General features: G+C 67.8%; 11 protein-coding genes. 9 read left to right on the top strand and 2 right to left on the bottom strand.

All coding sequences use genetic code 11. From position 1 onward, the window contains the following. Positions 1–136 precede the first annotated feature (136 nt). Positions 137–589 (bottom strand): nucleoside deaminase, encoded by a 453-nt coding sequence (locus AC5P7I_RS03085; protein ID WP_005419409.1) that lies wholly within the window; start codon positions 587–589, stop codon positions 137–139. Between the two features lie 80 nt (positions 590–669). Between AC5P7I_RS03085 and ubiE the strand changes: the two genes are divergently transcribed. From ubiE to AC5P7I_RS03065, 4 genes are all read left to right on the top strand, one after another. Next, positions 670–1,431, top strand: coding sequence for a bifunctional demethylmenaquinone methyltransferase/2-methoxy-6-polyprenyl-1,4-benzoquinol methylase UbiE (gene ubiE, locus AC5P7I_RS03080; protein ID WP_005411082.1), 762 nt, complete (start codon positions 670–672; stop codon positions 1,429–1,431). 330 nt (positions 1,432–1,761) lie between these two features. Further along, positions 1,762–3,690: a M1 family metallopeptidase gene (locus AC5P7I_RS03075; RefSeq protein ID WP_041863838.1), complete on the top strand. Its 1,929-nt coding sequence runs from the start codon at positions 1,762–1,764 to the stop codon at positions 3,688–3,690. 127 nt (positions 3,691–3,817) lie between these two features. Then, positions 3,818–4,549, top strand: a complete 732-nt coding sequence (locus tag AC5P7I_RS03070) for a hypothetical protein (RefSeq protein ID WP_008265071.1) — start codon at positions 3,818–3,820, stop codon at positions 4,547–4,549. Beyond that, the gene (locus tag AC5P7I_RS03065) at positions 4,549–5,169 is read left to right on the top strand and encodes an HAD family hydrolase (RefSeq protein WP_049439974.1); all 621 of its coding nucleotides are present in this window, start codon (positions 4,549–4,551) and stop codon (positions 5,167–5,169) included. The genes AC5P7I_RS03070 and AC5P7I_RS03065 overlap by 1 nt, the downstream gene beginning before the upstream one ends. A 187-nt stretch (positions 5,170–5,356) precedes the next feature. Here the strand turns inward: AC5P7I_RS03065 and AC5P7I_RS03060 are convergent, their stop codons facing one another. After that, positions 5,357–6,295: a carbohydrate kinase family protein gene (locus AC5P7I_RS03060; RefSeq protein WP_005411078.1), complete on the bottom strand. Its 939-nt coding sequence runs from the start codon at positions 6,293–6,295 to the stop codon at positions 5,357–5,359. Positions 6,296–6,578: 283 nt separating this feature from the next. Here AC5P7I_RS03060 and AC5P7I_RS03055 point away from each other — a divergent pair, with 283 nt between their 5' ends. The 5 genes from AC5P7I_RS03055 to rodA all read left to right on the top strand — a co-directional run bounded on the left by AC5P7I_RS03055 (position 6,579) and on the right by rodA (position 12,562). Then, positions 6,579–7,625: a rod shape-determining protein gene (locus AC5P7I_RS03055; RefSeq protein WP_005419402.1), complete on the top strand. Its 1,047-nt coding sequence runs from the start codon at positions 6,579–6,581 to the stop codon at positions 7,623–7,625. A 121-nt stretch (positions 7,626–7,746) separates the two neighbouring features. Beyond that, positions 7,747–8,892: a rod shape-determining protein MreC gene (mreC, locus tag AC5P7I_RS03050; RefSeq protein WP_227864090.1), complete on the top strand. Its 1,146-nt coding sequence runs from the start codon at positions 7,747–7,749 to the stop codon at positions 8,890–8,892. Next, positions 8,889–9,374 carry a rod shape-determining protein MreD gene (gene mreD, locus AC5P7I_RS03045; protein ID WP_005419400.1) on the top strand — a complete coding sequence of 162 codons (486 nt, stop codon included), beginning with the start codon at positions 8,889–8,891 and terminating at the stop codon, positions 9,372–9,374. Before mreC ends, mreD begins: the two co-directional genes overlap by 4 nt. 3 nt (positions 9,375–9,377) lie before the next feature. Further along, complete coding sequence (mrdA, locus tag AC5P7I_RS03040; protein ID WP_262088150.1) at positions 9,378–11,453, top strand: penicillin-binding protein 2; 2,076 nt, start codon at positions 9,378–9,380, stop codon at positions 11,451–11,453. Continuing rightward, the gene (rodA, locus tag AC5P7I_RS03035) at positions 11,450–12,562 is read left to right on the top strand and encodes a rod shape-determining protein RodA (RefSeq protein WP_014648447.1); all 1,113 of its coding nucleotides are present in this window, start codon (positions 11,450–11,452) and stop codon (positions 12,560–12,562) included. Before mrdA ends, rodA begins: the two co-directional genes overlap by 4 nt. The last annotated feature ends 24 nt before the right edge of the window (positions 12,563–12,586 follow it).

The raw sequence follows: 12,586 nt of genomic DNA, 5'->3' as shown, positions 1-12,586 counted from the left end.
GTGTTACCGCAATGTGTGCGCGTGGCCTGGCTGACTGTGCGCGCGGTCACGCCGATGCCCGCAAAGGCCGCCGGCGCAAGGGCGCACCGGCGCTGAAGCGTTCATTAAATGTGTTACAGAGACGAGCGCGCGTGGCTCATTCGCCGATGTCCTCGTTCCAGATGTCGGGATGACGGCTGATGAAATCGCCCAGCAGGTCCACGCATTCCTGGTTGTCCAGGTCGATCACGTTGACGCCGTTTTCGCGCAGCCAGTCGATGCCGCCCTGGAAGGTGCGCGATTCGCCCACCACCACGGTGCCGATGTTGAACTGGCGCACCAGGCCCGAGCAGTACCAGCACGGGGCCAGGGTGGTGACCATGATGGTGTCCTGGTAACGGCGCTGGCGGCCGGCCTTGCGGAAGGCGTCGGTTTCCCCATGCACCGACGGGTCGCCTTCCTGCACGCGGCGGTTGTGGCCGCAGCCGAGCAGGCGGCCGTCGTTGTGGTACAGCGCCGCGCCGATCGGCACGCCGCCCTCGGCCAGGCCCTGGCGGGCTTCGGCGATGGCGGTCTGCAGCAGGGCCTGGTAGTCGGGCGTGGTGATCATGCGGGGCTCCGGTAAGTCGTGGCCCGCCATCATACGGGCAGGGGGTGCCGCTGGCCCCCGGCGGTGCGATAATCGGGGCCATGAGCGAATCCCCCTACAAAGCCGGTACCACCCATTTCGGGTTCCGCGACGTCGCCGCCAAGGACAAGCAGAAGCTGGTCGGCCAGGTGTTCACCTCGGTCGCGCGCAACTACGACCTGATGAACGACCTGATGAGCCTGGGCGTGCACCGGGCGTGGAAGCGCTACTACGTGGCCACCGCGCAGGTGAAGCCGGGCGACCGCGTGCTCGACCTGGCCGGCGGCACCGGCGACATCGCCGCCCTGCTGAAGGAGCGCGTCGGCGCCGAGGGTTCGGTGGTGCTGGGCGACATCAACGCCGGCATGCTGTCGGTCGGCCGTGACCGCCTGACCAACCGCGGCCTCGTGCTCGGCCTGGACTACGTGCAGTGCAACGCCGAAGCCCTGCCGTTCCCGGACAACAGCTTCGATCTGGTCACCATTGCCTTCGGCCTGCGCAACGTGACCGACAAGGACGCTGGCCTGCGCGAGATGTACCGCGTGCTGAAGGTGGGCGGCCAGGCCCGCGTGCTGGAATTCTCCGAAGTCACCGCGGACTGGTTCAAGCCGATCTACGACTTCCACTCGTTCAAGATCCTGCCCAAGCTGGGCAAGCTGTTCGCCAACGATTCGGACAGCTACCAGTACCTGGCCGAGAGCATCCGCAAGCACCCGCCGCAGGACGAACTGAAGGCGATGATGGGGCAGGCCGGCTTCGAGCGCTGCCACTACAAGAACCTGACCGGCGGCATCGTCTCGATCCACTCCGGCTACAAGCTGTAAGCCCTGCTCTGGTGGGTGCCAACTTGGTTGGTACTCGCCCGCTGCGGTCATCCGCTCTGGTAGGTGCCGACCTTGGTCGGCACGGGCCTGCCGCGTGCGTTGATGGATCCGTGCCAACCAAGGTGGGCACCTGCCTGTAGATGCCAGCCAAGGTTGGCACCTACCTGTAGATGCCAGCCAAGGTTGGCACCTACCTGTAGATGCCAACCTTGGTTGGCATGCGCCGGAGGCGCAGGAACGGCCCCGGCCTGCATTACCCCGCACCGCGCAACGCCTGCGCGGCCGGAGGGAGGTACCATTGGGGTTTGATCCCCGTAACGGTCCCGATTCATGCGTAATCCGCTGATGCTCCTTCCGCTGGCCGTGGCCCTGGCCGCCGGCTGCTCCCAGGAGGCGGCCGCGCCCGCCGCCGCCCCGACTGCCGCAAAGGCCCCCGCCGCCCCCGTGAACGCCGAGAACCGCAGCCACGACGAAAGCTCGTATGCCGAGCCGGACAAGGTCGTCATCAAGGACATCGCGCTGGATCTGAAGCTGGACTTCGACCAGAAGCAGATCGGCGGCACCGCCACCTACACCCTGGAATGGAAGCAGAAGGACGCCAGGCAGCTGGTGCTCGACACCCGCGAGCTGACCGTGTCCAAGGTCGAGGCCGTCGGTGCCGATGGCGCGCGCAGCCCGCTGCAGTTCGCGCTGGCCCCGGTCGACAAGGTGTTCGGCAGCAAGCTGACCATCGAGACCCCGGAACAGCCGGCCAAGGTGGAAGTGACCTACCACACCGCACCGACCGCCTCTGGCCTGCAGTGGCTGGCGCCGTCGATGACCGAAGGCAAGAAGCTGCCCTTCATGTTCAGCCAGTCGCAGGCCATCCACGCCCGTTCCTGGGTGCCGCTGCAGGACACCCCGAGCGTGCGCTTCACCTACAGCGCGCACGTGGTCTCGCGCCCGGACGTGATGGTGCTGATGAGCGCCGATAACGATCCGAAGGCCGCGCGTGACGGTGACTACACCTTCAAGATGCCGCAGCCGATTCCGTCCTACCTGCTGGCCATCGCCGCCGGTGACCTCGTGTTCGAGCCGATCTCCGGCCGCTCCGGCGTCTGGGCCGAGCCGACCATGGTCAACAAGGCCGCCAAGGAATTCGAAGACACCGAGAAGATGATCGGTGCCGCCGAGAAGCTGTACGGCGAATACCGCTGGGGCCGCTACGACATGCTGGTGCTGCCGCCGTCGTTCCCGTTCGGTGGCATGGAGAATCCGCGCCTGACCTTCGCCACCCCGACCGTGATCGTCGGTGACAAGTCGCTGGTCTCGCTGGTCGCCCATGAACTGGCGCACAGCTGGTCGGGCAACCTGGTGACCAACGCCAGCTGGAAGGACATCTGGCTCAATGAAGGCTTCACCACCTACGTCCAGGGCCGCATCACCGAAGCCCTGTACGGCAAGGAGATGGCCGAGATGGAGAAGCAGATCGACCAGACCGACCTGCTGGCCGAAGTGAAGGACATGAGCCCGGCCGACCAGGCGCTGGCGCTGCCGCCGCTGAACGAGCGTGACCCCGACGAAGCCCTCAGCCAGGTCGCCTACGTCAAGGGTTCGTGGTTCCTGGAATTCCTGGAGCAGCGCTTCGGCCGCGAGACCTTCGATCCGTTCCTGCGCGGCTGGTTCGATGACCATGCCTTCCAGAGCGCGAACACCGACCAGTTCGTCGCGTACATGAAGAAGAACCTGCTGCCGAAGAATCCCTCGGCAGTGACCGAGGCCGAACTGAAGGCGTGGCTGGACGAGCCGGGCATTCCGGCGTTCGCGGCCAAGGCGCAGTCGCGCAACTTCAGCAGCGTCGATACCGCGCGCATTGCCTTCGCCAGCGCCGGCACCGTGCCGAGCAGCCAGGTCATCGCCGACTGGAGCACGCAGGAATGGGTGCGCTTCATCGACGGCCTGGGTGCGACCCAGCCGCTGGACAAGCTGGCCACGCTGGACAAGGCGTTCCACTTCACCGGCACCCCGAATGGCGAGATCGCCATGCGCTGGTACCCGCTGGCGATCCGCAGCGGCTACGAGCAGGCCAATGAAGGTGCTGCCGCGTTCATCGAGCGCGTCGGCCGTCGCAAGCTGATCCTGCCGATCTACGCCGAACTGGTGAAGACCCCGAAGGGGCTGGAGCTGGCCAAGCAGGCCTTTGAAAAGGCCAAGCCGGGCTACCACCCGATCACCACGGCCTCGGTCCAGGACATGCTGGCCAAGGCTGAAGCCAAGTAACCGGTGGTGCCGGCCGCTGGCCGGCAACCGGTCACTGCTTCACCAGCTACGGCGGGGAAACCCGCCGTTGCTGTATCCGCTTTTCGCTGCCGATAGAATCGGGATGCACTCGCATAGGACCTCCGCCATGAAACGACTGATCCTGCTCACCGCCTGCACCCTGGCCCTGGCCGCCTGCAGCAACCCCGAGGAAGAGCGCAAGGCGCAGGAAGCCGCCGCGGCCGCCGTGCAGGCGCAGAAGGAAGCCAAGGCCGAGGACGTAGCCAAGCAGTACGACATGGCCGTGGCCGCGCAGGACTGGGAACGCGCGCGCCTGCATGGCGCCTCGCTGTTGGACCAGTACAAGGACACCGCCGCCGCCGAGCGCATCGCCGCGGGCTTCGACGAGGTCAAGGCCAAGGGCGATGCCGCGCGCGACCTGCGCCGCATGCAGGCGCTGTGGCAGTACAACCAGATCCCGGTGGGCAACAAGGGCAACCAGGTTTCGGCGCAGATCTACAGCAAGGAACGGGTGGACGTGGATGGCAGCGGCGCCAAGCCGGTGCAGCTGGTGTTCCGCGATCACCCGGAGTGGAAGCGGCACGCTTACCTGGTGCTGCAGGCCGGCGATTTCCGCTGCCCGCAGTGCACGGTGAAGGTGACCGTGGACGATGGCAAGCCGGTGTCGATGGCGGCCTGGCGCCCGAAGACCGATGAAGCCATCGCCCTGTTCATCACCGACCAGAAGGCGTTGTGGAAGCTGGCGCGCAAGGGCAAGTCGATCAGCATCGAGTTCCCGGTCAAGGCTGGCGGCACGCGTACGGCCGTGTTCGAGACCGGCGGTGTCGACGCCAGTCGCATGCCGCAGTGGTGGCAGTGATGATCGCGACGGGCAGCGCAGTGCACGCGTTGTCCGCGATCCGGCACTGGATCTTCGACATGGATGGCACGCTGACCGTCGCCGTGCATGATTTCGCCGCGATCCGCCGTGCGCTGCAGATCGCGGCCGAGGAGGACATCCTGGACCATATCGCAGCGTTGCCGGATGCGCCGGCGCAGGCCAAGCGTGAGTGGCTGCTGGATCACGAACGTGTGCTGGCCGAGGAGGCGCTGCCGGCGCCGGGTGCGGTGACGCTGCTGCGTGCGCTGGCAGCCGACGGTTGCCGGCTGGGCATCCTGACCCGCAACGATCATGCGCTGGCGAAGCTGACGCTGGACGCGATCGGGGTCGGGGAACTGTTCGATGATGCCGACATCGTCGGCCGTGATGAAGCGGTGCCCAAGCCCTCGCCGGATGGCCTGCAGCAGCACCTGCGGCGCTGGGGCATTGCAGCGAGGGAGGCGGTGATGGTCGGCGACCACGCCTACGACCTGGAGTGCGGCCGCGCCGCGGGCGCCCATACCGTACTGGTCAACCTGCCGGAAAACCCGTGGCCCGGCCGTGCCGACTGGCATTTCGCCGATTGCCGCGCGCTGTTGGCGGCCTGGCAGGCCGCATGACCGTGTAGAGCCGAGCCCACGCTCGGCTGCTCTGCGGTCAGATCGCGCAGGCGCGCGCAAGCCGAGCATGGGCTCGGCTCCACAGAGAGCAGGCAACGTGTCGGTCGGAAGTTCCGGTAGTGCCGGCCGCCGGCCGGCAGTGTCGACCCAGGTCGACACCCACCGAGCGATGCGCCGGCAGTTCGGTTTACGCGCCCAGCGCGTAACCGAACTGCTGCTTGAACTGCTCGTTGAACTCATCGAAGGTGAAGCGCTGGTTCTGCGTGCCCGGGTGCTCGACCTTCAGTGCGCCCATCAGGTTGCCCATGCGGCCGATGGTCAGCCAGTCGTAGCCCTTCTGGATGCCGTAGATCAGGCCGGCGCGGAAGGCGTCGCCACAGCCGGTCGGGTCGACCACGCGGCGCTCGTGCGCCGGCGGGATGTCGTAGCTCTTTTCCGGGGTGTGGATGACCGCGCCCTTCGGGCCGCGGGTGGTGATGTAGGCCTTGACCCGGCTGACGATCTCCTTTTCGTCCCAGCCGGTGCGTTCCTGCAGCAGGTTCGACTCGTAGTCGTTGACCACCACGTAGTCGGCCTGGTCGATGAAGGCGCGCAGCTCGGGGCCGTTGAACAGCGGCATGGCCTGGCCCGGGTCGAAGATGAACGGGATGCCGTCCTCGTGGAATTCCTGCGCGTTCTGGATCATGCCTTCGCGGCCATCCGGGCCGACCAGGCCCAGGGTCACGCCCGGCACGCCGCGCACATGGTTCTCGTAGGAACGCATCATCGCGCCCGGGTGGAAGGCGGTGATCTGGTTGTTGTCGTGGTCGGTGGTGATGAACGCCTGCGGGGTGAACAGCTCATCGATCACGCGCACGCGCGACAGGTCGATGCCCAGGCCTTCGAAGTACTCGCGGTACGGGCCGAAGTCCGAACCCACGGTGCCCATCGGGATCGGCTGGCCGCCCAGCAGGTGCAGGTTGTAGGCGATGTTGCCGGCGCAGCCGCCGAACTCGCGGCGCATGCGCGGCACCAGGAAGGACACGTTCAGGATGTGCACCTTGTCCGGCAGGATGTGATTCTTGAACTGGTCCGGAAACACCATGATGGTGTCGAAGGCAAGAGAACCACAGATCAGAGCGGACATCGATGTAAGCCTATGCGGTGAATTTTGGGGTGGGCCAGCCCGGTTCAGCGGGCAAGCAAACGGCGCCCTTGGGCGCCCGACGGCGCAAAGGTTACCCGCTGGTGCCGCTCAGGGCCAGAACCGGGTGATGCCCAATCAGGCCGAAAGCCTGTGAAGACGCGGGTTCAGCTAGTTTTTTCCTTGCTCGGCGGCAGGCGGGTTGCTAGGCTTGTCGGCCTCGATTTCTGCCCATTTTTTCGCCATCCCGCGGCGGGCACGACACCCCTCAGGACTCCTTCCTCAGATGTTCAAGAAACTCCGTGGCATGTTCTCCAACGACCTGTCCATCGACCTGGGCACGGCCAACACCCTCATCTACGTGCGCGGGCAGGGGATCGTGCTGAACGAGCCGTCGGTCGTGGCCGTGCGCCAGGACCGTGCCATCGGTGGCACCCGCTCGGTGGCAGCCGTGGGCGCCGAAGCCAAGCAGATGCTGGGCCGTACCCCGGGTCACATCACCACCATCCGCCCGATGAAGGACGGCGTCATCGCCGACTTCACCTACACCGAGGCGATGCTCAAGCACTTCATCAAGAAGGTGCACAAATCGCGCGTGCTGCGCCCGAGCCCGCGCGTGCTGGTCTGCGTGCCGGCCGGCTCGACCCAGGTCGAGCGCCGCGCGATCAAGGAATCGGCCGAGGAAGCCGGTGCCCGTGACGTGTTCCTGATCGAAGAACCGATGGCGGCCGCGATCGGCGCCGGCATGCCGGTCACCGAGGCCCGTGGCTCGATGGTCATCGACATCGGCGGCGGCACCACCGAAGTGGCGGTGATCTCGCTCAACGGCATCGTCTATTCGGCCTCGGTCCGCATCGGCGGCGACCGCTTCGACGAGTCGATCACCAACTACGTGCGCCGCAACCACGGCATGCTGATCGGTGAAGCCACCGCCGAGCGCATCAAGGTCGAGCTGGGCTGCGCCTACCCGCAGGCGGAAGTGATCGAGATGGAAATCTCCGGCCGCAACCTCGCCGAGGGCGTGCCGAAGATGATCAAGATCAGCTCCAACGAGGTGCTCGAGGCCCTGCACGAACCGCTGTCGGGCATCGTCAGCGCGGTCAAGCTGGCGCTGGAGCAGACCCCGCCGGAACTGTGCGCCGACGTCGCCGAGCGCGGCATCGTGCTGACCGGTGGTGGCGCCCTGCTGCGCGACCTGGACCGCCTGATCTCCGAGGAAACCGGCCTGCACGTGCAGGTGGCCGACGATCCGCTGACCTGCGTGGCCCGCGGTGGCGGCCGTGCGCTGGAGCTGGTTGACATGCACGGCAACGAGTTCTTTGCGCCGGAATAAGCCGTCCCGGCCGTTCCTGCCTGCCGCGCCCTTCCGGGGTGCGGCCCGCCGTGATGGCGGGCCGGCACCGGCGGGGCGCCCGCGTGTTTCCCTTTCGCCTTCTGCCAGTTGAATCGTTGCCGTGCCGCCCTACGCCGGTCCTCCCGTTGCCTCCCGATCCGGTGATGCCGCCAGCCCCCTGCGGTTGCTGGCCTATCTCGCGTTGGCCATCACCCTGATCGTGCTCGATGACCAGGCCGGCTGGCTGGCGCGCCTGCGCGAGCAGGCCAACAGCCTGGTGCAGCCGGTGTGGGCGCTGGCCGGCCTTCCCGGCAAGCTCGGCAACCAGGTCAAGGATTCCGCCGCCAGCCATACCCAGCTGGTGACCGAGAATCGCGAACTGCGCAACCAGCTGCTGCTGGCCAACGCGCGCCTGACCCGCCTGCAGACCGCCGCGCTGGACAATGCCCAGCTGCGCGAACTGCTGAACGTGGCCGAGCGCAGCGGCCTGGACGTGCAGCTGGCGCCGATCCTGGACATCGACCTGGACCCGGTGAAGCAGCGCCTGGTGCTCGACGCCGGCACCCGCGAAGGCGTGCACGTCGGCCAGGCGGTGATCGATGCCGGCGGCTTGATGGGGCAGGTGATCAGTGTCACCGGCGGCACTTCCACCGTGCTGCTGCTGACCGACCCCGACCACGCGGTGCCCGTTACCGTGGCCCGCAACGGCGTGCGCCTGATCGTCTACGGCCGCGGCGATACGCTGGAGCTGCGCGACATTCCGCTCAGCGCCGGCGTGGAAGTGGGCGATGAGATCGTTACCTCCGGCCTCGGCGGGCGTTTCCCGGCCGGCTTCCCGGTCGGCACCATCACCGGCCTGCGCCCGGACGACACCCACGCCTTCCTGGTCGGCGAACTGAAGCCGGCGGCCCAGCTCGACCGCGGCCGCGACGTGCTGCTGCTGCGCCCGGGCGCGGCGATCCGCATTCCGCCGGAACTGCGCCTGCAGCTGGAAGAAACCGCCCCGGGGGGGCCGGCCACCGGCGCCAGCGTGCCTGCGGGAGCCGCGCCAGCGGCAACGACGCCGGCTCCGGCCAGCTCCCCGGTAGTGCCGGCCGCTGGCCGGCAACAGCCCTCGTCGCAAACGAGGACTGTTGCCCCCGCATCCTCCCTTACCCCCGCGCCGTTGGCGCGCCCCCCTCAACAAGAGGGGGGCTCCACCCCAGCCGGGTCCACGGTAGTGCCGGCCGCTGGCCGGCAACCGACCACGCCGGAGGCCCAGCGATGAGCCGCCTGCGCGACAACCCGTGGGTGCTGCCGGCCAGCCTGGTGGTGGCGCTGCTGCTGGGCCTGCTGCCGTTGCCGGCGCTGCTGCAGCCGCTGCGCCCGTACTGGCTGGCGCTGGTGCTGGCGTACTGGGTCATCGAAGCCCCCGAACGCGTCGGCCTGGGCATCGCCTTCGCCAGCGGCGTGGTTGCCGACCTGCTGTACGGCGGCGTGCTGGGCGAACAGGCGCTGCGGCTGGTGATGCTGGCCTTCATCCTGCAGCGCTTCCGCGCCCGCATCCGCTTCTTCCCGATGTCCCAGCAGATGCTGGCCATCGGCGGCCTGCTGTTCAACGACCGCATCGTCAGCGCGCTGGTCCACATCGTGGTGGATGAGCCGACCCTGCCGTGGTCGTACTGGTGGGCACCGCTGCTGGGCATGGGCCTGTGGCCGCTGGTGTTCGTGCTGCTGGACGCGGTGCGCTTCGGCAAGCGCGGGCGCTGAGCCATGATCCCGCGCCGCCAGGTCAAGAACCCGCACGCCGAAGCCGAACAGTTCCGCCGCCGCGCGGCGCTGGGCTTCCTGGGCGTGCTGGTCTGCCTGCTGGGCCTGGGCGGCTGGTACTTCAAGCTGCAGGTGCTGGACCACGACGTCTATGCCACGCGCTCGGAAGCCAACCGCATCAAGCCGCGGCCGGTGGTGCCCGGGCGCGGCATGATCTACGACCGCAATGGCCGCCTGCTGGCCGAGAACGTGCCGGCCTTCCGCCTGGACGTGACCCCGGACAAGGTCAAGGACATGGACGCCACCCTGGAAGGGCTGGCGAAGATCATCAACATCAGCCCGGAAGAGCTGGAAGCGTTCAACAAGTCGCGCAAGGCGCGCCGCAAGTTCCTGCCGGTCACGCTGAAGCTGCGCATGAGCGACGAGGAGATGGCGCGCTTCGCGGTCGACCGCTGGCGCTTCCCCGGCGTCGAGCTGGAGCCCTACCTGACCCGCCGCTACCCCTACGGCGATCTGTTCGCGCACATCATCGGCTACGTTGGCCGCGTTGATGACAAGGATCTGGAGATCCTCGGCGAAGGCAATGCCGCGCTGACCCACATCGGCAAGTCCGGCCTGGAGCGCTACTACGAGCAGCAGCTGCGCGGCAAGGTCGGCTACGAGCAGGTCGAGACCAACGTGCAGGGGCGCGCGATCCGCACCATCGGCCGCGTCGCCGCGCAGTCCGGCGCCGACCTGCGGCTGTCGATCGACGCCGACCTGCAGCGCGCCATGGTGGCCGCCTTCGGCGACCAGGAAGGCTCGGCGGTGGCGATGGACCCGCGCACCGGCGAAGTGCTGGCGATGGTCAGCCTGCCGTCCTACGACCCCAACCTGTTCGTCAACGGCATCTCGCATGCCGACTTCAAGGCGCTGAACGAAAACCCGTCGCGGCCGCAGTTCAACCGCCTGGTGCTCGGTGGCGTCGCCCCCGGTTCCACGCTGAAGCCGCTGATCGGCCTGGCCGGCCTGGATTCGGGCGTTCGACGCCCGGAAGACAAGGTGCTGTCCACCGGCATGTTCTATCTGCCGGGCACTTCCCGCGGCTGGGGTGACGCCCACCGTGGCGGCCATGGCTGGACCGACCTGCGCAAGTCCATCGCCGAATCGGTCAACACCTACTACTACAAGCTGGCGCTGGACCTGGGCATCGAGCGCTTCGACCATTACATGGAGTACTACGGCTTCGGCCAGCCGACCGGCATCGACCTTACCGGCGAGATCGGCGGCATCCTGCCGTCGCCGGCCTACAAGCGGAAGAGCCGCAAGGAAGCCTGGTACCCCGGTGATACGGTCAACATCAGCATCGGCCAGGGTGACTGGAAGGTCACCCCGCTGCAGCTGGCGCGCGGCGTCAGCGGTCTGGCCGATGGCCAGCTGCGCACCCCGCACCTGGTGATCCAGCAGCGCGAGGGTTTCGACAGCGACTGGTCGGCGATGCCGGCTGGCGAGAGCAAGCCGGTCAGCCCCAACCCCGCCAACGTGCAGGCCGTGCGCGAGGGCATGATGGCGACCATGCGGCCCGGCGGCAGCGGCTGGCGCGTGGCAGTGGGTGCGCCGTACGTGATGGCCGGCAAGACCGGTACCGCGCAGGTCATCAGCCGAAAGGGCACGGCGGCAGTGAATCCGAAGAGCCTGCCGATGCACCTGCGCCACCGCGCGCTGTTCGTCGGCTTCGCACCGGTGGAAAACCCGGTGATCGCGATCGCGGTGGCCGTGGAAGGCGGCGGCTATGGTGGTTCGGCGGCCGCGCCGATCGCACGCAAGGTGTTCGACGCCTACCTGCTGGGCAAGATGCCCGAAGGCATGCAGCCACTGGACAGCGAGCGCGGCACCACCGCCATCGGCGCCACCGCGTTCGACAACGAAGATGCCGGCGCGCGCCAGGCTGGCGACCTCGCCGCGGCGCAGCTGGGTGAACATCCGGTGCTGGTCGGCGTGCCGGCGCCGGAACCTGTACCCGCACCGCAGCCGGCGACGCCGGCCGCCGCCGCGTTGCCCGCCACGCCACGCCCGACCGTCGCGGAGCCCGTACGATGAGAGTGTTCCTGCGCTGGGCCGGCGACATGCTGCGCCGCTTCTTCAGCACGCTGGACTGGGTGCTGTGCCTGGCCCTGGGGACGCTGATGGTGATCGGCCTGGCTACCCTGAAGAGCGCCGGTGGCGACAGCCTGGTGATGGCCCAGGGCGCGCGCTTCGCCGTGGGCATGGCCGCGCTGTGGGGCATCTCGCGGGTGCCGATCCTGCGCATCCGCTCGGCTACGCCGATGATCTACGCGATCTCGATGATCCCGTTGCTGGCGGTGTTCGTGCTGGGCACCGGCAAGTACGGCCGGCAGTGGCTGGACCTGAAGTTCTTCTACCTGCAGCCGGCCGAGCTGCTGAAGGTCAGCCTGCCGATGATGGTGGCCTGGTACCTGCACAAGATGCCGCTGCCGCCGCGCTTCAACACCGTGCTCGTGGCCCTGGTCATCATCGGCGTGCCCACTGGCCTGGTGATGCTGCAGCCGGACTTCGGTACTGGTGTGCTGATCGCTGCCAGTGGCGTGTTCGTGCTGTTGTTGGCCGGCCTGCCGTGGTGGTGGGTCGGCCTGGGTGTGGGGGGCGTGGCTGCGGTCGCGCCGGTGGCCTGGTTCTGGTTGCTGCGGCCGTACCAGAAGGACCGCATCATGATGTTCCTGGACCCGGAGATGGATGCGCTGGGGGCCGGGTGGAACATCATCCAGTCGAAGATCGCGATTGGTTCCGGCGGCTTCGATGGCAAGGGCTGGGGCGAGGGCTCGCAGTCGCACCTGAACTTCATTCCCGAACAGACCACCGACTTCGCGTTCTCGGTGCTGAGCGAGGAGTTCGGCTGGATCGGCGTGGCCACCGTGCTGGCGCTGTACCTGGTGGTGATCGGGCGCTGCCTGTGGATCGCCAGCCAGTCGCGCGATTCGTATTCGCGCCTGCTGGCCGGCGCCACCGGCCTGGCGTTCTTCGTCTATGTGCTGGTGAACGGCGGGATGATTTCCGGCCTGCTGCCGGTGGTGGGCGTGCCGATGCCGCTGATCAGCTACGGCGGTACCTCGGCGGTGTCACTGCTGGCCGGCTTCGGATTGGTGATGGCGGTGCGCAGTCACAACCCGGTGCACGGCGGCTACGGCTGAGTACGGCGTCGGGGTCAGATCCCT

It is taken from the genome of Stenotrophomonas sp. YJH_SMC_138 (assembly GCF_059369855.1).
Note: the sequence above shows the minus strand (reverse complement) of the source record. Positions and strands in the feature narration are given on the sequence as shown.